Raw genomic sequence first — 21,800 nt, forward strand, 5'->3', positions numbered from 1 at the left:
GCTACCCGACCTCCAGGAACCGCAGCACCGCCAGCACCCGGCGGTGACTGTCCTCGGCCGGCGGAAGGTCGAGCTTGGTGAGGATCGAGTTGATGTGCTTGGCCACCGCGCTGTCGCTGACCACCAGCGCGGCCGCGATCGCGGCGTTGGAGCGGCCCTCCGCCATCAGGCCGAGCACGTCCCGCTCGCGCGGGGTCAGCTTCTCCAGCGGGTCCCGGTGGCGGCGCACCAGCAGCTGGGCCACCACCTCCGGGTCCAGCGCGGTGCCGCCCTCGGCGACCCGCTGCAGCGCGTCCACGAAGTCGTCCACGTTGGCCACCCGCTGCTTGAGCAGGTAGCCGACACCGCTGGTGTTGGTCGCCAGCAGGTCGGCGGCGTAGCGCTCCTCCACGAACTGGGAGAGCAGCAGGACGGCGACCTCCGGCCACTGCTGCCGGATCACCATCGCGGCCTTCACGCCCTCGTCGTGGAAGCCCGGAGGCATCCGGACGTCGGCGACCACCACGTTCGGGCGGTGCTCCTCGACGGCGGCCAGCAGTTCGGTGGCGTCCCCGACGGCGGCCGCGACCTCGAAGCCCACCGCCTCCAGGACCTTGACCAGGCCGACCCTCAGCAGGACCGAGTCCTCGGCGATCACAGCACGCACGGCAACTCCACGGTGATGGTGGTGGGCCCCCCGAGGGGGCTGAGAACGGACAGCGTGCCGTCGACCGAGGCGGCGCGCTTGCGCAGACCGGTGAGCCCGGTGCCGCGCGAGGGGTCCGCGCCGCCCACGCCGTCGTCGCTGATGACCAGGCGCAGCCGGCCGCCGGCCGTCCGCACCGAGAGGTCGACCCGCTTCGCGCGGGCGTGCTTGGCCACGTTGGTCAGGGCCTCGGAGACGGTGAAGTAGGCGACCGCCTCGACGGTCGGGGCGACCGTCTCGGTCAGGTCGACGTCCAGGCGCACCGGCAGCGGGGCGCGGGCGGCGATCCCGGACAGCGCCGCGTCCAGGCCGCGGTCCTCCAGGACGGCCGGGTGCAGGCCGCGGACCAGGTCGCGCAGCTCGTCGATGGCCGCCTGCGCCTCCTCGTGCGCCTCCACGATCACCTGCATGACCTCGGGCGGGACGTCCTTGAGGGTGCGCCGGGCCAGGCCGAGGTTCATCGCCAGGGAGGTGAGGCGCTGCTGGGCGCCGTCGTGCAGGTCGCGCTCGATCCGGCGGCGCTCGGCGTCCACCGCGTCGACCAGTCCGGCCCGGCTCTCGGCGATCTCCTCGACCCGCCGCTCCAGCGCCTCCGCCCGGTTGGGGCCGAGCAGCAGCGTCGCCGTCCGCACCTCCAGCCAGGCCGTCAGCGCCGCCAGCCAGGGCATCAGGGCCAGCAGCAGCACCCCGGCGACCGTGATCGCGACGTTCAGCCCGGCCAGCTCCGAGCGCAGCGGGCTGCCGAAGGGCATCAGCCAGACCCAGCCGTACACACTGGCCATCACCAGGCCGGCGCCCCAGGCGTACAGCACCACCAGCGCGCCCGCCGCCAGCAGCGGGCCGGCCAGCAGGTGGTAGACGGTCTGGCGCCAGGTCAGGCCCAGCAACAGCCGGCCCGGCAGCCAGGCCCAGGGCTCGCCGGGCCTCGGCGGCCGCACCTCCACCCCGTGCAGGGCGCGCAGCCGGCCGCGCTGCGCGGCGGTGAGCGGGCGGGTGCAGCACAGGACCAGGACGATCCCCGGGAAGAGCAGCTTGGACTCGATGACGGCCAGCCAGACCGGCAGGGCCATCGGGATGCCGGCGGCTATGAAACGGGTGTCCCGCCAGGCCTCGGGCGACCACGGGGGGCGCCGAAGGCTCCTGACGAGCGCTCGGCGCAACGTGGTGGAGGGCATGACCGACAGCGTAGGGCGCGATGATCAACGGCCACCATGAAGGGGGGCTCACAGTGGGGGTGTATCTAGGTACACCCCTGATTCGGAGTGGAGCACCACCGACAGCGGCCCGTGATCGGCGGAAAGCTTGACGGCATGACGAGCACCGCATCGCACTCCGCCATCCCGCCGCACCGGCGGCCCGTCCCCGGGAGCCACGGGGGTGTTCCCGGGGACGTGCTCCGCCAGGCGGCGGGGCCGGAGGGGACGCTGACGGTCGGGGCCGGTCCCTGGTCGGTCCGCAGCCTGGTCGCCCGTCGCGGCCGGGACGCGCTGGAGGTGTACCAGGACGGCGAGTTGGCCGATGTCCTGGTCGCCGCCCGGCTCACCCCGCAGCTGCTGCGCGGCGCTCGGCGCAGTCCGGCCGGCGGGCGGGCGTACCACGTGCTCGCCTGGGGCCGGCTGGCCGCCGACGGCAGCGCGCCCACGGTGGCGTTCACCGTCGGGCGGCTGGCCCGGCCGTTCCGGGCCGCACTGTCGTTGCGTTCCGTGCTGTCGTTCCGGTCTTCGCAGTCGGCAGTCGCCGCCGAGGCGGTCACGGTCGCCGGGCGGTTCTGGCTCGCCTGGGCGGAAGGGCCGTACACCGGGGTGCTGGTCCGGCACCCCGGCGGGGACGCCACCGAGCGGCAGCCGCTGGAGCGGGTGCGGCGCCGGGAGCGGGTCGTGGCCGGAGCCGGCGGGGCGGCATGAGCACCGCCGTTGTCGCCGGGCGCCCGGCCGCCCTCCTCCTGCCCGCACTGCCCGCCCTGCCCGCCCGCTTCGAGCGGGTGCCGGCGGTGGCCGCCGTCGCGCTGCTGCCCTGGCTCGTGGTCCTCGCCGTCGGCCACGAGACCCCGTGGGTCGTGCTCGACCTGCTGGAGTTCGCCGCGCTGCTCTCGCTCGACGCGCTGCTGCGCCGGCGCAGCGCCGCCGCCTCCTGGGCCGGCGGGGCGGTGGCCCTGCTGCTCGCCGGGGACGCGCTGGCCGACATCGCCTGCGCCGGCCCGGGCCACGCGGTGCTCGCCGCGCTGGTGATGGCGCTCTGCGTCGAGCTGCCGCTCGCGGCGGTGTGCCTGCAGCTCGGCCGCACCGCCCCCGTCCGCCGCTAGGAGCAGCCGTTACCGGCTGCTGGGCAGGCAGTTCATCAGCTCGCGGGTCCGCTCGTCGAGCGGGGTGTACGTGATCATCCGCGTCCCGAGCCGGGGCCCGAGCCAGAAGTTGGTGTACTCGCAGTGCAGCAGCCCCACGCCCGGCACCTGGAAGCGCTTGATCCCGTTGCCCGGGCGCATCACGTCGTGCCGCTGCCAGACCTCCGCGAAGTCCGGTGAGGCCTTGAGCAGCCGGGCCAGCAGCGCCTTCCAGGCGGGCTCCGCGCCGTGGTCGGCCATCGAGGCGCGGAACCGGGCCACCATGCCGAGGCGTTCGGTCCGGTAGTCGATCAGCACCTCGCGGAAGCGTGAGGGGGTGAACGCCAGCCACATCAAGTTGCGGTCCTCCGGCGGCAGTTCGTTGAGATCACCGACGATCGCGGTGTACTGGGCGTTGTACGCGAGCACGTCGTAGCGGGAGTTGACCGCCGCGGCCGGGTACGGCGCCATCCGATCCAGCACCAGTCGCACGCTCGGGGTGACCGAGGGGCACTCCTTCACCGGCGCCGGATCCTCCGCGCCGGCCAGGGTGAACAGGTGCGCGCGCTCGCTCGGGTCCAGCAGCAGGGCACGGGAGACCGCGTCCAGCACCTGGGTGGACACCTGGATGTCCCGCCCCTGCTCCAACCACGTGTACCAGGTCACCCCGACGGCGGCGAGCTGCGCGACCTCCTCGCGGCGCAGCCCCGGCGTGCGGCGGCGGCCGGTCAACGGCAGGCCCACCTGGTCGGGAGCGATCCGTTCGCGGCGGCTGCGCAGGAAGGCCGCCAGGTCGTGCCGGCGGGCGTCGTCGGGGGTGGTGCGGGCTTGCGCGGCCGGGGTGGTGAGGCTCATGGTTCCTAGGATGCGTCAGGCGGCATCCCGTTGCCAGGTACTTCTTATACCTGGATAACCACACTCTGGTACCAGGGTACGGAGCAGCGGATCGTATGACCCGTGACCCAACAACTCGCCGTCGCCCCCAACCCGGTTCGCGCCGCCGTCACCCCCGACGCCGCGGCCACCGCCGCGCGCACCCCCTCCCTCAGCACCCCCTCCCTCAGCACCGCCGGGCTGGTCACCGTCCTGCTCGGGGCCTTCCTGCCGATGCTCGACTTCTTCATCGTCAACGTCGCCCTGCCCACCATCGACCACGACCTGGCCGCCGGGCCCGCCGTTCTCGAACTCGTCGCCGCCGGCTACGGCATCGCCTTCGCCGTCCTGCTCGTCCTCGGCGGGCGCCTCGGCGACATCTTCGGCCGCCGCCGGCTCTTCGTCGTCGGCGCCGCCCTCTTCGCCCTCACCTCGCTCGCCTGCGGCCTCGCCCCCGGCGCCTGGACCCTGGTCGCCGCCCGCGCCGCCCAGGGCGCCTCGGCCGCGCTGCTGATCCCGCAGGTCCTCGGCACCATCACCGCCGCCACCGACGGCGCCCGGCGCGGCCGCGCCCTCAGCATCTACGGCGCCGTCGGCGGCATCTCCGTCGTGATCGGGCAGGTGCTCGGGGGCATGCTCGTCGCCGCCGACCTGTTCGGCACCGGCTGGCGCTCCGTCTTCCTGCTGAACGTGCCGTTCGCACTGCTCGCCCTGGTCCTCGCCGTCCGCTACGTCCCGGAGAGCCGGGCCTCCCAGGCCGCCCGGGTCGACGTGCCCGGCACCGTCCTGCTCACCGCGGCGCTGCTCGCCCTGCTCGTCCCGCTGATGGAGGGCCGCGCCGCCGGCTGGCCGCTCTGGTCCTGGGTGCTGCTCGGGCTGTTCCCGGTCTTCGCCGTCGCCTTCGCCGTGGTCGAACGCCGGGCGGAGCAGCGCGGCGCCACCCCGCTGGTGCCGCCGTCCCTGCTGCGCATCCCCGAGATGCGGCGCGGCCTCGGCATCGCCCTGCCCTACTTCAGCGGCTTCGGCGGCTTCATGTTCGTCATCGCCGTCGCCCTCCAGCAGGGGCTCCACCTCGGACCGGTCGCGGCCGGCTGGGCGCTCGTCCCGATGGCCGTCGGCTACTTCACGGCCTCGCTCTCCGGGCCCCGCCTGATCGGCCGCTACGGCAGCCGGGTGCTGAGCGCCGGCGCCGTCGTCCAGGCCGCCGGCCTGGCCACCCTCGCCGTCACCGTGCTCGCCGACTGGGCGCACTTCTCCCCGCTGCGGATGGCCCCCGGCGTCGCCCTCGCCGGTATCGGGCAGGGCCTGATCGGCACCCCGCTGTTCCGGGTCGTGCTCTCCAAGGTGCCCGCCGCCCGGGCCGGCGTCGGCAGCGGCGTCCTGGCCACCGGCCAGCAGTCCAGCCTCGCGCTCGGCGTCGCCACCCTCGGCACCCTCTACCTGTCCCTCTCCCCCAGCCTCGGCATGGACCGCGCCCTCGCCCTGTGCCTGGGGCTGCAACTCCTCGGGTCCTTCACCATCCTGTACCTGACCACCCGTCTCCCCCGGTCCATCGGCTGAGGCCGGCGCAGGGTCACGGTTGTCGCAACGGCCTCGTGCCACCCGGGTCGACCGGGGTGGCACGAGGCCGGTCGGCGGTCGACGGTCGGCCGTCTCCGGCCGCGTCCTGAAGGCGATCGCCCCGGGTGCTGCGGCTGGACGAGGGCCAGCGCGAGTACCTGCTCGACGACCGGGTGATCAACACCCCTCCACGAACGTCCGCGGAGCCGCGTCAGATTTCGAGCGAGCCGACGAAGCGGTCCAGTCGCGAGACGACCTGCCGCAGCACCCCGGTCGACCCCACCGCATCATCCGCCAGCTCAAGGGAGTGATCCGCCGAGGGCACCTCCAGGACCTCGTGCCCCACCGACCCGGCGGCCTGTCGATCCCACAGCTTGTCGGCGCTCCCACCGACCAGGAGCGTCGGCGCTTCGGATCGGCGCAACGAACGGACCACTTGGTCGAGGGTCAGGACAGGGGTAAGCCAGGCCGCCGCCATCCTCTGATCGGCTGCGATGCCACAGGCGAGCGAACCCAAGGACTTGCCGACAAGGAGACGACAGGCCCCCTCCTCGGCGGCGACGGCCTGGCCGACCTGCCGCTCGACCCATGCGATCCGGTCGTCCACGGTGAGCCCGCGGAAGTCGCCCGGAACCTGCCACCACAACTCCTGCACCGTCCATCCGTGTTGGAGGAGCACGGCACGGGCGAAGTGGAGCAGCGGCCTCGCGGGCGAGTACCCGACCCCGGGAACGACGAGTGCGACGCGGTCGCGGTCGCCGTCGAAGCGAGTGGGGCCGGCGAAGGGCGAGGAATCAGACATGATGGCAGGCTACCCACCGGCGGGAGTCGGCGGCCCGGTCAGCGGCCGATGAAGTTCTTGTCGATGAGCAGTTGCAGGACGTCGGTGTGGAAGTCGGGGAAGTCCATCGGGACGATGCCGAAGTGGGCGGGCTGCTGGCGGCGGGCGTTCAGGTAGTCGTGGACGGGCGGCATGATGGCGGCCGCGTTGACCTTGGGCCAGCCGCCGTTGGCATAGCTGGTGAAGTTCACGAACATCCGTGGGGAGCCCTGGTCGAGGAAGGCGCGGTCGAACCAGTCGACGACGGCCTGGGACTTGGCGGCGAGACTGATGCCCTGGAAGGTGTCCTGGGTGGCGAACCAGGTGTTGGTGGCGCTGGACCACTGGATGACGGACCAGGGGTTGCCGAAGTCGGCGGCGAGGACGATCCGGCCACGGGCCTGGCCGAGCGTGGGCCACGAGGGGTTCGTCCAGAACAGGCCCCGGTAGCCGAGATCGTCGAGGTAGTGGTTGATCCGGCGCTGGAACTCGGTGTCGTCGAGCCGGTTCCCGCCCGCGTACTCGTTCCTGACCCGCATGACCAGGCCCTCGCCCGGGTTGGCGGCGAGGAAGGCGCGGCACTGGTCGAGGACGTCCTGGAGGCGGACGTACTGGTAGTTGTCGCTGTGGTAGATGCCGAGTTCGTCGGCGGTCCCGGCGAGTCCGTTGCAGCGGATGTCCAGGAAGCGGATGCCGCGCTGGAGTTGCTCGGGCACGCCCCAGTTCTGGGTGTGGGACCACTCGGTGCCGTGCAGCGGGTCGGTGCAGCAGGAGTCGTGGGTGCCGGGGATTGTCAGGGCGGTCAGCGGTGTGGCGTCGTCCAGGGCGCTCATCCAGGAGGACGGGCCGACGGTAGCGGCGGCGGCCGAGGGGCTGAACGCGGCGGCGGCCAGGAGAGCGCCACCGGCACCGGCTCCCCAGCGCAGGACGTCACGACGGGTGGGGCTCATGAGTGCTCCTCACATCGGCCTCGGGGGCGGGGACATGTCATGCCCCCTCCCGGATCTGCTCGATGGGGCGGGCTCCGAAACCCCGGGGCGCCGCGCGAGAAGTCGGACCGGCCGACTTCTCGCGCGGCGGGTCAGGCAGCGATGCCCCTTCCGTGGAGATGGGCGTCGACCGCAGCCGCTCGGTCCGTCGCCCGAACCTGCGGGTGAGACCGGGTACTTGCTCGGCGAAGGTCATGCGCTCGCAGGATTCCTCCTCGCAGACGAACCTCCGCACCCGCAATGACACCACGACGAACTTGCCCGCCGTCGGCAGATCACGAGGAAATCGCAGGTAGGAGCCGCGCATTCGCCCCGACCAGCACCCGCACCCCGGACAGGCCGCCCACCCTGCGGTCGTACGGGCCTCGACCCGGACGACCGTGTCGATCACCTCGACCGATTCCACCAACACGCCCTCGACCGAGGAAAACAGCAGCTCGTTCAAGTGCGGCAGCACTTCGTTCACGGCTAAGGAATGTCGACCAAACCACCGTCCAGCCAGGCGACTTTCGGGCGGACTTCAGTGGTCGTAGGCGGTCAGTGCGCGCATGACTGGCCGGCCGCGCACGGACCTGGCTCCACTCATCAGGCCCCTTGGAATCGATCATCCAGGGAACCGGGGGCGCTCTACCGGCGGACCGCCGAGATCAGTCCGCCGGGCCGCTCCTCTCGCTGCGGCGGGGTACTGATCGGGCGGCCGTAGGCGGCAGCGCGCTCGCGCAGGGTGTGGCTGTCGGCCTCCCAGCCGTGCCCGGCCAGCCACCCCACCGGGTCGTCGGGCATCTCCGAGACCCACATGGACGCCGCCGATCCCGGCGCGGCGTCCGCGCCGAAGCGCTCGATCACGCCGCGCGAGCCCAATGTCAGCCCCATCCGACTGCCTGCCGCCGACTGCGTGCTGATCCGGGCCAGCAGTAGCTCCACCGCATCCTCGGGCAGATAGATCAGTAGTCCTTCGGCGATCCATGCGGTCGGCACGGTCGGGTCGTGCCCTGCGGCGGCCAGCGCGCCCGGCCAGTCCTCACGCAGATCCACCGCGACGGTGATCCGCTCGCAGCGTGCGACGGCCCGTTCCTGGCGCAGCACCGAAGCCTTGAAGTCCAGTGGCGCGGCGGTGTCGACCTCGAACAGCCGGGTGCCCTCGGGCCAGTCCAGCCGGAAGGCCCGGCTGTCCATGCCGGCGCCGAGCAGCACGACCTGCCGGACCCCGGACGCGGAGGCCTGCTGCAACAGGTCGTCGAGGAACTTCGTCCTGATGACGATGGAGAACGACACGGCCAGCCGGCGGCGTCGCGCGGTCTCGTCATCGGGCAGCGGCGACGAGGAGGGCCACAGGCCGCCGGCGGTGGCGAAGGCCTGTGCCAGTGGGTCGCGGAACAGCGCGTTCTCCCGCTCGGTCTCCAGCGCCCGCACCCTGGCCACCCCCACCGCCGTGGCCCACACTCCCGACGGCTGCACCCGCTCCTGCTCATCAGTCACCGCGCCAGCCTAGGTGATCGATATCCAAGGGGCCTGATGAGGGGAGCCGGCTTCATGCGCGGCCAGCCAGTCATGTGCGCACTGACCGCCTACGCCGACCGGTCCCCGTGCACTGACCTGGTCCGACGGGACCTACACCTTCAGCGTCACCACCGGCGGGCCAACACCGCTCTCGGACGACGAACTCATCCGCATCGCAGAGGGCCTCAAGTAGCCGCCGCTACAACGCGTCCGGCGAGGCCGGCCGGTGGGCTGGTCGAGGCAGAGCGACTGCCGATCCACGGACCTCACCCGGACCGCCGGCCCGCGCGCGGAGGGCTGTCTCCAATCGGGCGATGTCCTCGGCGTCCTTGGTCCGCCGGGGCCGGGAGGGGTCCCAGATCGGCATCATCCGTTTGATCTCGATCTGGGCCTGCGGACTCACGACCGCGCACCGCAGGCCACCGATACGACCCGGAGCGGCATCGAGCATCCCTTCGGGCCAAGGTGTACCGGCCCAGGGGCCCCCGGCGACCACCACACGGCCGGCCGTATCCCGGTCCAGGAGCGTGAAGCTGCTCCCCAGCCCGCCCTTGACGACATCGAGCTGCAGATCGGGCGGTGGCCCTGAGACCGGTTGATAGCCGTGCAGCAGCAGGCCTTCAGACAGCTTCCCGGCATCCTTCGCCCAGGCGAACCAGTCGATGTCCTCGTGGTCCCGGGTGACCTCTCCGAGGAAGAAGTCCATGGCCCATCCACCCCGAAGCCACACCTCGGCCCCACGGGCTCCGGCAACCTCCACAGCCTCAGCGATCAGGCGGAGTTGTTGATCAGCACGCCCCATGTCCACAGCCAGGCAGGCTACGCGGCAACCGCTCTGCCCGGCGCGTCATTCATCCCCCAGAACGGGCGAACGGTGCCCTATGCGGCACTAGCGGACGACGGGTGTGCGGCCGCTGCTCCAACCGGTGAGGCGCCGTCGACCACGACCACCGAGGCGGACGGCACCAGGCTGTTGGGCTTCGGCGCGGCGGGGTCGTCCTCGTAGTCACGCCTGGCCATGCGGGACGCCTCCGGCGGGAACGGCGGCCTTGGGCGCGGGGCCCAAGGCCGCGAGATCAGATGCTGGTGCCGAACTCGCCCGCGCGGACGGCGGTCACGAAGGACTGCCAGGCGGCGGGGGTGAAGGCGAGGGCCGGGCCCTCAGGGTCCTTGGAGTCGCGCACACGGCCAGAGTGGGCGTCGTCGACCTCCACGCACGAGGCTCCGCTGCCGCCGCTGTAACTGCTCTTACGCCACCGGGCGGACGGCTGGTCGAGCTTGGGCATTTTCGTGCTCCTCAGCCGCCGACAGGATCAGGGCAAGGGACGCCTCCGGCGACAACGCGGCGGCCCGTACCAGATCGTAGGACCGGTGACATCTGGCCACCAACCGAGAATCGTCCAGGAGTTGACCTGCGTGAGGCCCCTCGCTATACGCGAGCGGCGGCGCATCGGCGAAGGTCATCAGGCATAGCAAGCCTTCAAGTAGCGCGTGCGCCCCAGCCTCGTACGTGACCACTTGGATGATCACACGACGGCGGATCATCAGATCAGCAAGGTGCCGCAGCTGAGCTGCAGAAATACTGCGAGTGCCAACGACGCGCCGCAAAACAGCTTCGTCCAGGATGTACCACAGCTCTGGCCCCGTTGAGCCGGTGACGGCATGGGCACGCTCCAACCGCGCCGCAACCAGCTGCGCCAACTCTTCATCTGTGCGAGTCGGTTCAGCCCCCAGGAAGATGGCATGGGCGTACTCCGGGGTCTGCAACACTCCGGGCACAATGAGGGCGGCGAACTCACTGATGGTCAGTGCCTGGCTCTCGTATTCCTTTGCATGCTTGAAGTAGTCAGGAAATCGCGAGAAGTCCAACAGCGCGTGCAGCCGCTCCAACACGCCACCTGTAGAGAGCGCCTCGTCGATCCGCTTGGACAGGTCGAGCTGCGGCACCCTCACCGCCGTCTCCAACTGTCCGATGTACCCGCCTGACACGAACACCAGCGCCCCGAGCTTCTCCTGCGACATGCGCGGGACGACCGCCTCACGCAGTCGGCGCAGCTCTGAGGCGTAGTACTCACGTGGGGTCATTCCTCCGAGGAGGACTTCCGGCCTGGGCATCGGGCTCTCCCAATCCTTACACGCAACAAGCTGTAACCAGTTGGCTTCACAGCGTAGCTCCGCACCAGCAATCTGGAGACCCAAACGTAAAACTCACCAGGAGCAGCGCCATGGCTTCCATGCTCAGAAGAATCACCGCCGAGGACCGCCGCGAGGCCGCCGACGCCCTCGACGACCTCAAGGCGACCCTCGCCTATGCCGGCACCCAACTCCCCTCCCCCGGGATCGACTGGCAGTGCGCCTCCGTCACCGGCATCGTCCTCATCGACCTCGGCGCCGCTCCGACCTCCGTCGTCGTCCAGATCGTCGACGTCCTGCGCGCCGGTGTCCGCGCCCGTCGCGAGCAGGCCGACCAGCAGCCGTGGTACCCCGCCGTCGGTGCGACCGTCACGCTCCACGCGCCCGGCGGAGCGCCCCTCGCCGCCAAAGTCGTGGGTACGAACGAGAAACTGATCACCGTGCGGCTCGACAGCTGGCTCACCCCGTGAGGCCCGCCACCACCGCCCTCGACGCCCTCGTCTACGACAGTCGCACCGGGCAACTCGCCGACCGGCTTGAGGCACGCGTCGCCCTGACCAGCCCGGCGCTGGAGCACTCCACCTGCTGACGCATCATCAGCATGCGTCCGGGAATCGGGTGATCCCGGGACGGCAGGGCCGACCGGTGGAATGCTGTGGCACAGCTCGACCACCACAAGCACCCGGGGAGCCACCCATGCCACTGTTCGGCAGCCGCAAGAACCTTCCGAGGCCGCTGTGCGACGAGCACGGCCCATGCCAGGCGCTGGCCAGGATCTCGGTCTTCGAGGTCCGGGACCGGCTGCGGCTCCTGATCACCAGGAGCCGCGGCCTGGGGCCCGATCCGATGGCGCGGCAGATCGACGACGAGCTGTCGGTCGTCCTCTGCGTGGACGCCGGCAAGCGGGCCGGCAAGACCGAGGCCCTGTCGATAGCCGAACACGCCGCCGACCAGTGGAGCATCAGCCGGGCCGAGCTGTGGGAGCGGGCCTTCGCGAACCTGGCCACCGAGCAACTCAACCGGCAGGTCTTCGACGCGTCCAACGGCGACACCATCCACACCGTCAACGGGACGGGGGCCTGGCCCGGCGCCGCCCACGCCCTGCGCCTGGAGCACGCCCTGGGCGGGGGCATCGAGCTGCCCCACGGCGCCCTGGTCGCCCTGCCGACGAACAACGCGCTCTGCGCGGTCCCGATCCGTACCAGCCTGTCGCTGAACGCCATCCGCTTCCTGATCGACCTGTCGAAGGAGCTCGCGGCCGGCGACCCGGCCCCGTTGACGCCGTCGCTCTTCTGGTACCGGGACGGCTGGATCGAGAACCTCAACGTCGGCTCGAACGGCATGATGCGGGTGTCGACCCGCTTTCGGGACATGGCGAACGCCCTGCCCGCCGGCTGACCCCACCGGCCACCGAAAACCCGCTGGCTCGACAGCCCCCCTTTGCGTCAGAATGACGATATGAGTGAGATGCATGTGGGGGACCCTGCCGACGTCCGTAGCCGGGAGGAGTTGGCGGCGCTGGTGGCCGCCGGGGTGCGGCCGAAGTGGGTGATGTTCTGGGGGCACACCGAGCGGAAAGGCGGGGGGACCCGGCAGGAGTGCCTGAGCCAGTGGTGGCCCGGGGAGTTCACCGTCGACGGGGTGGCCTACGCGTCCGCCGAGCACTGGATGATGGCGGGGAAGGCCCGGATGTTCGGGGACGAGGCCATCGAGCAGCGGGTGTTGAGGGCCAGGACGCCGGCCGAGGCGAAGAAGCTGGGGCGGCTGGTCATGGGGTTCGACGAGGGCACCTGAACCGCCGGCCGCTTCGAGCTGGTCGTCGAGGGGAACGTCGCGAAGTTCGGGCAGGACAAGGCGCTGCGCGCGTACCTGCTGGGCACCGGCGACCGCGTCCTGGTCGAGGCCAGCCCGGTGGACCGGATCTGGGGCATCGGGCTGGCGGCGGACGACATCCGCGCGGAACGACCCGACGAGTGGCGGGGGTTGAACCTGCTCGGCTTCGCCCTGATGGAGGCGCGGACGCGGCTGGCCGCATGAGGGTGGTCGTCCCGCTGCGGAGCGCGACCGGCGCACTTCTCGCAACGACCGCCGTCTGCGCGCTCCTTGACACCAGTCGCGCACGACTGGACGTGCTCCCTTAACTCCCCCGCCATATGACAACACCAGGATGTCCCGCAGTCAGGGGCGAGATGGACGGGGTGGGGCGATCATGCGCATGGGGCCGACGGCACAACCCGCAGACCGAGACCCGGAGGGCGAGCAACAGGCGTACGAACTCCGGGCGGAGCTGGACGAGTTACTCCGCGCGAGCCGCTACGCGAGCCAGCGGGAGCGGCGGTTGAACGAGGCGATCCGGGCGGCGCCGGGCCGCCAGCGGCCGGACGGGGACCTGCTGCGACAGCTGGCGCAGGCACGCACCCTGCGCGAGGGCCTGGGCGCCCGCTGCCTCCAACTGAGCGACCAGCTGGAGGCGTTGGAGAACCGGCTCAGGCACCGGCAGTCGCCCGAGGAGCCGATGGCCCAGGCACCGCCGCCCCCGGCCCGCCCCGACATCGGCGCCCTCGCCGAGCGGGTGTCGGCCCTGCACCGCGCCGGCGCCTTCACCGAGGCGACGGAGCTGCTGTCCCGGGCGGCCACCGGCCTCGATCCGGCGGACGCCGCGCTGCTGGTCGGCATGCTCTCCCGGCGCGGCCCGACCGGCGCGTCCCTCCAGTTGGCCAGGAGTGCCGCGCGGTGCGCCCCGGACCAGGCGGTGGCGATGCTGGCGCAGTTGCGCGAGCTGGGGCTGGCGGAGGAGGCGGCGGAGCTGTTCCACGCGTTCTGGGGCTATCCGGCGTCGGTGCTGCCCGCCCTGCTGGCGGCGCTGGAGCGGGCCGGGCAGAGCGCGGACGGCGCGACGCTGCTGTGGGAGTGGGGTTCGGCGCCGACGCCGGAGGTGACGGCGCTGGCGACCGGCCTTCAGCGCACGGGTCGGCACGCCGACGTGCGGACGCTGCTGCGCCAGGCGGCCGGCCGGCCGACGGCGGATCTGGCCGCGCTGGCGACGGACCTGCCGGCCGAACTCGCGACCGTCCTGCTGCACGAGCTGGCGGCCCTGCGCCCGCCGGTGGAACTGGTCCGACTGGCGGCCGCGTTGGACACCAGCCCGGAGCTGTACGGGCAGTTGCTCGCCGCGCTGCTCGCCGACGGCGCCCGGCACCGGACGACCCTCGCCGCCCTGCGCAGCGCCGGCCTGCCGACCGAGCCGGCGGCGGCCCCCCGGTCCCGCTGGGGCAGACGGTAGCGCCGGCCGGTGAGCAGCGGGCGGAACCGCCGGGAACACGCAGGAGCCCCCGCCCGCCCCGAACGGACAGGGGCGAACGAGGGCTCCCGCAGAGCGAAGCGGGCTCAGCAGCCGATCAGCCGCGCCGCCAGGTACGCCTTGACCTGGTCGAGCGAGACGCGCTCCTGCGACATGGTGTCGCGGTCGCGGACGGTCACCGCGTTGTCCTCAAGGGTGTCGAAGTCGACGGTGACGCAGAACGGCGTGCCGATCTCGTCCTGGCGGCGGTAGCGCTTGCCGATGGCGCCGGCGTCGTCGAACTCGACGTTCCACGCGGTGCGCAGGTCGGCGGCCAGGCCGCGGGCCTTCGGGGAGAGGTCGGCGTTGCGCGACAGCGGCAGGACGGCGACCTTGACCGGGGCCAGGCGCGGGTCGAGCCGCATGCCGACGCGCTTCTCCATGACGCCCTTGGCGTTGGGCGCCTCGTCCTCGAAGTAGGCGTCGATCAGGAAGGCCAGCATGGCGCGGTTGAGGCCGGCCGCCGGCTCGATGACGTACGGGAAGTACCGCTCGCCGGACTCCTGGTCGAAGTACTTGAGGTCCTGGCCGGACGCCTCGCTGTGCACCCGCAGGTCGTAGTCGGTGCGGTTGGCGACGCCCTCCAGCTCGGAGAACTCGCTGCCGCCGAAGTTGAAGCGGTACTCGATGTCCACCGTGCGCTTGGCGTAGTGGGAGAGCTTCTCCTTCGGGTGCTCGAAGAAGCGCATGTTCTCGGTGCGCAGGCCGAGGCCGACGTACCAGTCCCAGCGCTGCTGGAGCCAGTACTCGTGCCACTGCTCGTCCTCGCCCGGCTTGACGAAGAACTCCATCTCCATCTGCTCGAACTCGCGGGTGCGGAAGATGAAGTTGCCGGGGGTGATCTCGTTGCGGAAGCTCTTGCCGGTCTGGGCGATGCCGAACGGCGGCTTCTTGCGCGACGTGGTCTGGACGGCCTTGAAGTTGGTGAAGATGCCCTGGGCGGTCTCGGGGCGGAGGAAGGCCAGGCCACTGGCCTCCTCGGTGACGCCGAGGTGGGTCTTCAGCATGCCCGAGAAGTCCTTGGGCTCGGTGAACTGGCCCTTGGTGCCGCAGTCGGGGCAGTTGACGTCCTTGAGGCCGTTCGGCGGCGGGAAGCCATGCTTGGCCTCGTACTTCTCCTCCAGGTGGTCGGCCCGGTGGCGCTTGTGGCAGGAGAGGCACTCGGTCAGCGGGTCGTTGAAGGTGGCGACGTGGCCGGAGGCCTCCCACACCTCGCGCGCGAGGATCACCGACGAGTCGAGTCCGACGACGTCCTCACGGGCCTGGACCATCGCGCGCCACCACTGGCGCTTGATGTTCTCCTTGAGTTCGACGCCCAGCGGCCCGTAGTCCCAGGCGGCACGAGTGCCGCCGTAGATCTCGCTGCAGGGGTAGACGAAGCCACGGCGCTTGCTCAGGCTGACGATCGTGTCGATCTTGTCGGCGGCCACAGTGCTCTCTTCAGTACGTACGGCACGGTCAGGGCACGGCTGGTTGCGCGTACCCGAATACCTCAGGTTACCGGCCATACGGGTACGGGGTTCAAATCGGTATCGTCCGGCCGACCCCACCCATCGCCATCTGCCGTTCACCCATCCGAGTGAGTTGACAATCATTTCCACTTGAGATGAGAATGATTGTCATGATGATCGGACGACGTGCCCGCAGCTCCATAGCCCTCGCCGCCACCGGCCTCGCCGCCTCCCTCGCCCTCACCGCCTGCGGAGGCAGCAGCAGCGCCCAGAGCGCCGACGGCAAGCTGAAGGTAGTCGCCTCCTTCTACCCGATGGAATACCTCGCCCAGCAGATCGGCAAGGACCACGTCGCGGTCACCGACCTCACCGCGGCCGGCGTCGAGCCGCACGACCTGGAGCTCACCGCCAAGCAGGTCGCCACCGTCCAGAAGGCCGACGCGGTCCTCTACCTCAAGGGCCTGCAGCCCACCGTCGACCAGGCGGTCGCCCAGTCCTCCAGCAAGCACAAGATCGACGCCACCGCCGCCAGCCCGCTGGTCGACCACCACCTCGACGAGGGCGCCGCCGAGGCCGACGGCCACCAGCACGAGGGCCCGGCCGGCGATCCGCACATCTGGCTCGACCCGACCCGCTACGCGGCCATCGCCAAGAGCGTCGGCGACGAGTTCGCCAAGGCCGACCCGGCCCACGCCGACGACTACCGCAAGAACACCGACGACCTGGTCGGCCGGCTGACCACCCTGGACCAGGAGTTCCGGGACGGCCTGAAGGACGCCAAGTCCAAGACCTTCGTCACCAGCCACGCCGCCTTCGGCTACCTCGCCGACCACTACGGCCTCACCCAGGTCGCCATCAACGGCGTCGACCCCGAGTCCGAGCCCACCCCGGCCCGCCTCGCCGAGGTGCAGAAGGCCGCCAAGGACAACGGCGTCACCACGATCTTCTTCGAGACCCTGGTCAGCCCCAAGCTCGCCGACACCGTCGCCAAGGACCTCGGCCTCAAGACCGCCGTCCTGGACCCGCTGGAGGGCGTCAAGGACCCCTCCAAGGACGACTACCTCTCGGTCATGAAGCAGAACCTGGCCAACCTCCAGACCGCCCTCGGCGCGAGCGCCCCCAGCACCCCTGCCACCACCAGCTGACGGGACGACAGCACACCATGACCCACCCGATACCCCCGGCCGTCCGCCTCCGCGACGCCGTCGCCTCGCGCGGCGGTCGGCCGGTGCTGCGCGGCGTCGACCTCACCGTCCAACCCGGCGAGGTGGTCGCCCTGCTCGGCGCCAACGGCTCCGGCAAGTCCACCACCGTCAAGGCCGTGATCGGCGCCGTCCCGCTGGAGCAGGGCGCGCTGGAACTGTTCGGCGTCCCGTACGCGGGGTTCCGCGCCTGGCACCGGATCGGGTACGTCCCGCAGCGCACCACCGCCGCCTCCGGAGTCCCGGCCACCGTGCGCGAGGTGGTCTCCACCGGACGGCTGCCGCAGCACCGGCTGCTGCCGTTCCGCCGCCGGGACCGCGCGGCGGTGGACCGCGCGCTGGCCGCCGTCGGCATGCTGGAGCGGGCCGGGGACGGCGTCGCCGACCTGTCCGGCGGCCAGCAGCAGCGGGTGCTGATCGCCCGCGCCCTGGTCGGCACCCCCGACCTGCTGATCATGGACGAGCCGATGGCCGGCGTGGACGCCGCCAGCCAGCAGGTGCTCGCGGACACCCTGCGCGCCGAGGTCGCCCGCGGCGCCGCCGTCCTGCTCGTGCTGCACGAACTCGGGCCGCTGGAGCCGCTGATCGACCGCGCCGTGGTGCTGCGGGACGGCTGCGTCGCGCACGACGGACCGCCCGTGCCCAACACCGGCCTGCACGCGCTGCCCGGCCACGACCACGTCCACCCGCACGCCGACCACACCCCGCCGAGGCTGCTCGCATGACCGAGATGCTCTCCTACGACTTCATGCAGCGCGCCCTGCTCGCCGCCGTCCTGGTCGGGATCACCGCCCCGGCCGTCGGCATCTACCTGGTGCAGCGCCGGCAGGCCCTGATGGGCGACGGCATGGGGCACGTCGCGATGACCGGCGTCGGCCTCGGCTTCATCTTCCAGACCAGCCCGGTCTGGATGGCCGTGCTGGTCTGCGTGCTGGGCGCCGTCACCATGGAACTGGTCCGCTCGCGCGGCAACCAGCGCGGCGACATCGCCCTGGCGATGCTCTTCTACGGCGGCATGGCCTGCGGCAAGCTGCTCGTCTCGCTCTCCGCCCAGGCCGGCGCGGGCTCGCTGGAGAGCTACCTGTGGGGCTCCATCCTCACCGTCGCCCCCGCCGACCTGATCACCATCGCGGTGCTCGGCACGGTGGTCGTCGCGGTCACCGTCGGCCTGCGCCGCCAGCTCTTCGCGATCTGCCAGGACGAGGACTTCGCCCGGGTCACCGGGCTGCCGGTGCGCACGCTCAACCTGCTGCTCGCGGTGATGGCCGCGGTCACCGTCACCGTCGCGATGCGGGTGGTCGGGCTGCTGCTGGTCAGCGCCCTGATGGTGGTCCCGGTGGTCGCCGCCCAGCAGCTCACCCGGTCCTTCGCCGCCACCCAGGCGGCCTCGATCGCGCTCGGCGTGGTGGTCTCGCTGGCCGGCGTCACCGGCTCCTACCACCTCAACGTGCCCTCCGGCCCGGCCATCGTGCTGCTCGCCATCGCGGTCTTCGCCGTGTTCAGCCTGCTCGCCGCACCACTCGCCCGACGGCGCCACCGCGCCGCCACCGACCCGGGGCCGAAGGTCTGCGACGTCGAACTGCCGGAGCGGATCCCGGGGCAGGTCCCGAAGCGGAACGCGGAGCAACTCCCGGGACAGGGTTCGTCCGACGCGACCACTCCGGAGCGGGGGGCAGGGCTGGCACAATGAGGTGCGAGACGCCCACCACCCCAGGAGGACCCACGGTGACCACCGCAGGCCCGTCGCCGCGCGCCCGCTCGACCCGGCAGCGTGCCGCCGTCTCGGCGGCCCTGGACGAGATCGAGGACTTCCGCAGCGCGCAGGAGCTCCACGACATGCTCAAGCACCGCGGGGACTCCGTCGGTCTGACCACGGTCTACCGCACCCTCCAGTCGCTCGCCGACGCCGGTGAGGTGGACGTGCTGCGCACCGCCGACGGCGAGGCCGTCTACCGCCGGTGCAGCAGCGGGCACCACCACCACCTGGTCTGCCGGCACTGCGGCGCCACCGTCGAGGTGGAGGGCCCGGCGGTGGAGCGCTGGGCCAACTCGGTCGCCGCGGAGCACGGGTTCAGCGACATCGCGCACACCCTGGAGATCTTCGGCACCTGCGCGGAGTGCGCCAAGAAGCTCTGAGCGGACGGTCCGAGCGACAGGTCCGGGCAGACGGCCCGAGCACGAGTACGGCGAAGGGCCCGCGGGATTCGCTCCCGCGGGCCCTTCGCCGCGTCGCGTCAGCGCTGGGTGGGCAGGTCCAGCGGCGCGGGGAGCTCGTTCGGGATCGCCCCGCCGAAGCGGCGGTCGCGCATCGCGTACTGCTCGCAGGCGCGCCAGAGGTCGCGACGGTCGAAATCCGGCCAGAGCACGTCCTGGAACACGAACTCGGCGTACGCGGACTGCCAGAGCAGGAAGTTGGAGGTGCGCTGCTCGCCGCTGGGGCGCAGGAACAGGTCCACGTCCGGCATGTCCGGGTGGTACATGTACTTGGCGAGGGTCTTCTCGTTGACCTTCTTCGGGTCCAGCCGGCCGGCCGCGACGTCGGCCGCGAGGGCCGCCGCGGCGTCCGCGAGTTCGGCCCGGCCACCGTAGTTGACGCACATGTAGAGCGTGACGGCGTCGTTGTCCTTGGTCTGCTCCTCGGCGACCTGCAGCTCCTGGACGACGCTCTTCCACAGCTTGGGCATCCGGCCCGCCCAGCGGACCCGCACGCCCATCGCGTCCATCTCGTCGCGGCGGCGGTGGATGACGTCCCGGTTGAAGTTCATCAGGAACTTCACCTCGTCGGGCGAGCGCTTCCAGTTCTCGGTGGAGAACGCGTACAGCGAGATGTTCTTCACTCCGAGCTCGATGGCGCCCTTGAGGACGTCCAGCACGACCGCCTCGCCGACCTTGTGGCCCTCGGTGCGGGGCAGTCCGCGCTCCTTGGCCCAGCGGCCGTTGCCGTCCATCACGATCGCGACGTGGTCGGGGACCAGCTCGCCGGGGATCTTCGGGGGCTTTGCGCCGCTGGGGTGCGGGGTCGGGGGGAGGTACTCCCTTTGCTTGCCGCCGCCGAAGAGCCGTCGCGCTGCCATGTGCTCACTTCTCCACGTATCTCATCGAGCGGATGCCCCGCTCCAAATGCCACTGCAGATAGGCCGCGACCAGGCCGCTGCCCTCCCGCCAGTACCTCGGCTCGCAGGAATCGGCCGTCTGCCAGTCCCCTGACAGCAGCGCCCCGAGCAGTACCAGTGTCTCAGGGGAGGGTACGGCACATCCGGGCACTCGGCAGTCCGGGCAGAGCACCCCGCCGGCGGGAAGGGAGAAGAAACGGTTCGGCCCCTCCAGGCCGCACTTGGCGCAGTCGGTGAAGCTCGCGCCGTACCCGTTCACCGCGAGCGAGCGCAGCAGGAAGGCGTCCATCACCAGGTGCGATTCGTGCACCCCGGCCGCCAGCGTGCGCAGGCCGCCCACCAGCAGCAGGTACTGCTGGACGGCCGGCTCGCCCTCGTTCTCGGCGAACCGCTCGGCGGTCTCCAGCATCGCCGTCCCGGCGGTGTAGCGGCCGTAGTCGGTGACGATCGAACCGCCGTACGGCGCGATCGTCTCCACCTGGGTGCACAGCGGCAACCCGCGGCCGACCAACTCACTCCCCCGGCTGAAGAACTGCACGTCCACGTGCGAGAAGGGCTCCAGGCGGGCGCCGAACTTGGACTTGGTCTTGCGCACCCCGCGCGCCACCGCCCGCACCTTGCCGTGCTGTCGGGTCAACAGGGTGATGATCCGATCGGCCTCGCCGAGCTTCTGCGCCCGCAACACGACGCCGTCGTCCCGGAAAAGACTCATGGAAGCCATTCTCCCCCACCGACCGACAGCCGTGTTGCCCGCACCGGGTCCGTGGGGGAGGACCGTACGGTGCGGGTCACGGCGGGCCCGGAGGGGGGAGACGGGCCCGTTTTGTGGGGGATCGGAGATGGCTCGGAGGGATCGGAGACGGCTCAGGAGGGAGGGGACGGCTCAGGAGGGACGGAGACGGGAGGAGGTCCGGTACGGAGCTAGTACGGAGCCCGGGTCGCCGCCTCCAGCAGCGCCCCGACCCGCGATTGCGGCAGGTCCAGGCAGCCCCCGACCGCGGCCAGCGCCTCGCGCTCCTGCGGCAGGTAGCGTCCGTCGGCCAGGGCGATCGCCGCGCCCTGCAGCAGCAGCCGCTCCCGGCCCTGGTGGGCCAGGTGCGGGGCGAGCGGTTCGAGCACCGCGTGCAGTTCCACGGCCAGGCCGCCGGCCATCCCGTGGGCGTCGTGCAGTTCACCGCCGAGCCCGGACAGCGCGGCGAGCGCGGCCAGCACCTGGGCCTCGCCGCAGTCCTCGAACCCGGCCTCGCGCACCGCCGTGCAGGCCGCGTCGCGGGCCGCCCGGTGGGCGGTGCCACCGGCCGCGAGCATGGCCAGCGCGATGGTGTACTGCGCGTCCCGCAGCATCGCGCCGAGACGTACGGAGGTCGGCTGCTCCAGGCTCTCGACGCCGTACCGGCCGCGGCAGCTGGTGCACTGCACGCTGCCGATCACCGGGCCGAGCGGGAGCACCGGGGTGCCCAGCAGCCGCAGCCACCGCCGGCCGTGTTGCCGGCGGTAGTTACGGTCCCCGCCACAGCCCGGGCAGAAGAAGTCACCGAGAACGTCAGTCCGCCACCGCGGGCGAACACCCCACAACCTGGTCACGGCGCCACTCCCCAGACATGGCAGACGGCCTGCACAACAATGGGCAGGTCACGCGACCGGACACCTGGGCCGTCCCACCGACCCGGCTTTCCGGTGGATCGATGTTGCCATGGTTACCGGCACGTGTCAGTACCTCGAACGGCTTCCGACCCGAAAAAATGTGGCGCAGGACACAGCGGCCCCAGGCGCGACGAAGGGCCGCCCCGGAGGACGGCCCCGCCGCATGCCAC

General features: G+C 71.6%; 25 protein-coding genes and 2 pseudogenes. 12 read left to right on the forward strand and 15 right to left on the reverse strand.

Translation table 11 applies throughout. From position 1 onward, the window contains the following. Nucleotide 1: 1 nt before the first annotated feature. Together P3T27_RS10915 and P3T27_RS10920 are read right to left on the reverse strand one after the other, a co-directional pair. A complete protein-coding gene (locus P3T27_RS10915; protein ID WP_280676939.1) occupies nt 2–646 on the reverse strand; it encodes a response regulator transcription factor in 645 nt (214 codons plus the stop codon). Next, nucleotides 634–1,860 carry a sensor histidine kinase gene (locus P3T27_RS10920; protein ID WP_280676941.1) on the reverse strand — a complete coding sequence of 409 codons (1,227 nt, stop codon included), beginning with the start codon at nt 1,858–1,860 and terminating at the stop codon, nt 634–636. The genes P3T27_RS10915 and P3T27_RS10920 overlap by 13 nt, the downstream gene beginning before the upstream one ends. 135 nt (nt 1,861–1,995) lie before the next feature. On the opposite strand from P3T27_RS10920, the gene P3T27_RS10925 reads away from it, so the two are divergent. Then, nucleotides 1,996–2,589, forward strand: coding sequence for a hypothetical protein (locus P3T27_RS10925; RefSeq protein ID WP_280676943.1), 594 nt, complete (start codon nt 1,996–1,998; stop codon nt 2,587–2,589). After that, nucleotides 2,586–2,987: a hypothetical protein gene (locus P3T27_RS10930; RefSeq protein WP_280676945.1), complete on the forward strand. Its 402-nt coding sequence runs from the start codon at nt 2,586–2,588 to the stop codon at nt 2,985–2,987. The genes P3T27_RS10925 and P3T27_RS10930 overlap by 4 nt, the downstream gene beginning before the upstream one ends. A gap of 9 nt (nt 2,988–2,996) precedes the next feature. Here P3T27_RS10930 and P3T27_RS10935 read toward each other — a convergent pair whose 3' ends face one another. Next, nucleotides 2,997–3,860 carry a helix-turn-helix transcriptional regulator gene (locus tag P3T27_RS10935; RefSeq protein ID WP_280676947.1) on the reverse strand — a complete coding sequence of 288 codons (864 nt, stop codon included), beginning with the start codon at nt 3,858–3,860 and terminating at the stop codon, nt 2,997–2,999. A 219-nt stretch (nt 3,861–4,079) separates the two neighbouring features. On the opposite strand from P3T27_RS10935, the gene P3T27_RS10940 reads away from it, so the two are divergent. Continuing rightward, complete coding sequence (locus P3T27_RS10940) at nt 4,080–5,438, forward strand: MFS transporter (protein ID WP_280677226.1); 1,359 nt, start codon at nt 4,080–4,082, stop codon at nt 5,436–5,438. A 211-nt stretch (nt 5,439–5,649) separates the two neighbouring features. Here the strand turns inward: P3T27_RS10940 and P3T27_RS10945 are convergent, their stop codons facing one another. From P3T27_RS10945 to P3T27_RS10980, 8 genes and pseudogenes are all read right to left on the reverse strand, one after another. Beyond that, the gene (locus P3T27_RS10945; RefSeq protein ID WP_280676949.1) at nt 5,650–6,093 is read right to left on the reverse strand and encodes an alpha/beta hydrolase; all 444 of its coding nucleotides are present in this window, start codon (nt 6,091–6,093) and stop codon (nt 5,650–5,652) included. 185 nt (nt 6,094–6,278) lie between these two features. Beyond that, a complete protein-coding gene (locus P3T27_RS10950) occupies nt 6,279–7,208 on the reverse strand; it encodes a phosphatidylinositol-specific phospholipase C (protein ID WP_280676951.1) in 930 nt (309 codons plus the stop codon). A gap of 37 nt (nt 7,209–7,245) precedes the next feature. Continuing rightward, nucleotides 7,246–7,713 (reverse strand): transposase family protein, encoded by a 468-nt coding sequence (locus P3T27_RS10955; protein WP_280676953.1) that lies wholly within the window; start codon nt 7,711–7,713, stop codon nt 7,246–7,248. Between the two features lie 161 nt (nt 7,714–7,874). Further along, complete coding sequence (locus P3T27_RS10960; RefSeq protein WP_280676955.1) at nt 7,875–8,726, reverse strand: class I SAM-dependent methyltransferase; 852 nt, start codon at nt 8,724–8,726, stop codon at nt 7,875–7,877. Nucleotides 8,727–8,946: 220 nt separating this feature from the next. Then, entirely contained in the window at nt 8,947–9,549 is a 603-nt protein-coding gene (locus P3T27_RS10965) for an aminoglycoside adenylyltransferase (protein WP_280677228.1), read from the reverse strand. A 134-nt stretch (nt 9,550–9,683) separates the two neighbouring features. Further along, nucleotides 9,684–9,767, reverse strand: a pseudogene (locus tag P3T27_RS10970) (NUDIX hydrolase); the annotation flags it as partial. 56 nt (nt 9,768–9,823) lie between these two features. After that, a complete protein-coding gene (locus P3T27_RS10975) occupies nt 9,824–10,033 on the reverse strand; it encodes a DUF397 domain-containing protein (RefSeq protein WP_280676957.1) in 210 nt (69 codons plus the stop codon). Then, nucleotides 9,996–10,832: a helix-turn-helix transcriptional regulator gene (locus tag P3T27_RS10980; RefSeq protein ID WP_280676959.1), complete on the reverse strand. Its 837-nt coding sequence runs from the start codon at nt 10,830–10,832 to the stop codon at nt 9,996–9,998. The genes P3T27_RS10975 and P3T27_RS10980 overlap by 38 nt, the downstream gene beginning before the upstream one ends. Before the next feature lie 140 nt (nt 10,833–10,972). Here P3T27_RS10980 and P3T27_RS10985 point away from each other — a divergent pair, with 140 nt between their 5' ends. The 5 genes and pseudogenes from P3T27_RS10985 to P3T27_RS11005 all read left to right on the forward strand — a co-directional run bounded on the left by P3T27_RS10985 (nt 10,973) and on the right by P3T27_RS11005 (nt 14,163). After that, nucleotides 10,973–11,350: a hypothetical protein gene (locus P3T27_RS10985; RefSeq protein ID WP_280676961.1), complete on the forward strand. Its 378-nt coding sequence runs from the start codon at nt 10,973–10,975 to the stop codon at nt 11,348–11,350. Next, nucleotides 11,347–11,469, forward strand: a complete 123-nt coding sequence (locus tag P3T27_RS10990; protein ID WP_280676964.1) for a hypothetical protein — start codon at nt 11,347–11,349, stop codon at nt 11,467–11,469. Before P3T27_RS10985 ends, P3T27_RS10990 begins: the two co-directional genes overlap by 4 nt. Before the next feature lie 107 nt (nt 11,470–11,576). Beyond that, nucleotides 11,577–12,278, forward strand: coding sequence for a hypothetical protein (locus P3T27_RS10995; RefSeq protein WP_280676966.1), 702 nt, complete (start codon nt 11,577–11,579; stop codon nt 12,276–12,278). A 69-nt stretch (nt 12,279–12,347) separates the two neighbouring features. Next, nucleotides 12,348–12,917, forward strand: a pseudogene (locus tag P3T27_RS11000) (NADAR family protein). A gap of 172 nt (nt 12,918–13,089) precedes the next feature. Further along, nucleotides 13,090–14,163 carry a hypothetical protein gene (locus P3T27_RS11005; protein WP_280676968.1) on the forward strand — a complete coding sequence of 358 codons (1,074 nt, stop codon included), beginning with the start codon at nt 13,090–13,092 and terminating at the stop codon, nt 14,161–14,163. A gap of 104 nt (nt 14,164–14,267) precedes the next feature. On the opposite strand, the gene P3T27_RS11010 is transcribed toward P3T27_RS11005, so the two are convergent. Next, nucleotides 14,268–15,650 (reverse strand): glycine--tRNA ligase, encoded by a 1,383-nt coding sequence (locus P3T27_RS11010; RefSeq protein ID WP_030061233.1) that lies wholly within the window; start codon nt 15,648–15,650, stop codon nt 14,268–14,270. Nucleotides 15,651–15,844: 194 nt separating this feature from the next. Between P3T27_RS11010 and P3T27_RS11015 the strand changes: the two genes are divergently transcribed. Genes P3T27_RS11015 through P3T27_RS11030 form a run of 4 tightly spaced genes read left to right on the forward strand, consistent with a single transcriptional unit; the run spans nt 15,845 to nt 19,009 of the window. Then, the gene (locus P3T27_RS11015) at nt 15,845–16,816 is read left to right on the forward strand and encodes a metal ABC transporter substrate-binding protein (protein ID WP_280677230.1); all 972 of its coding nucleotides are present in this window, start codon (nt 15,845–15,847) and stop codon (nt 16,814–16,816) included. Nucleotides 16,817–16,833: 17 nt separating this feature from the next. After that, complete coding sequence (locus P3T27_RS11020; protein ID WP_280676972.1) at nt 16,834–17,598, forward strand: metal ABC transporter ATP-binding protein; 765 nt, start codon at nt 16,834–16,836, stop codon at nt 17,596–17,598. After that, nucleotides 17,595–18,563 carry a metal ABC transporter permease gene (locus P3T27_RS11025; RefSeq protein ID WP_280676974.1) on the forward strand — a complete coding sequence of 323 codons (969 nt, stop codon included), beginning with the start codon at nt 17,595–17,597 and terminating at the stop codon, nt 18,561–18,563. Before P3T27_RS11020 ends, P3T27_RS11025 begins: the two co-directional genes overlap by 4 nt. A gap of 35 nt (nt 18,564–18,598) precedes the next feature. After that, nucleotides 18,599–19,009, forward strand: a complete 411-nt coding sequence (locus tag P3T27_RS11030) for a Fur family transcriptional regulator (RefSeq protein WP_280676976.1) — start codon at nt 18,599–18,601, stop codon at nt 19,007–19,009. A 98-nt stretch (nt 19,010–19,107) separates the two neighbouring features. Here P3T27_RS11030 and P3T27_RS11035 read toward each other — a convergent pair whose 3' ends face one another. The 3 genes from P3T27_RS11035 to P3T27_RS11045 all read right to left on the reverse strand — a co-directional run bounded on the left by P3T27_RS11035 (nt 19,108) and on the right by P3T27_RS11045 (nt 21,570). Beyond that, entirely contained in the window at nt 19,108–19,947 is an 840-nt protein-coding gene (locus P3T27_RS11035) for an isoprenyl transferase (protein WP_280676978.1), read from the reverse strand. A gap of 4 nt (nt 19,948–19,951) precedes the next feature. Beyond that, nucleotides 19,952–20,698, reverse strand: a complete 747-nt coding sequence (recO, locus tag P3T27_RS11040; RefSeq protein ID WP_280676980.1) for a DNA repair protein RecO — start codon at nt 20,696–20,698, stop codon at nt 19,952–19,954. A 209-nt stretch (nt 20,699–20,907) separates the two neighbouring features. Then, on the reverse strand, nt 20,908–21,570 hold the full coding sequence (locus tag P3T27_RS11045) for a TerB family tellurite resistance protein (protein WP_280676982.1): 663 nt from the start codon (nt 21,568–21,570) through the stop codon (nt 20,908–20,910). Nucleotides 21,571–21,800 lie beyond the last annotated feature (230 nt).

The organism is Kitasatospora sp. MAA19, from assembly GCF_029894125.1.
In the GTDB taxonomy this organism is placed as follows: Bacteria; Actinomycetota; Actinomycetes; order Streptomycetales; family Streptomycetaceae; genus Kitasatospora.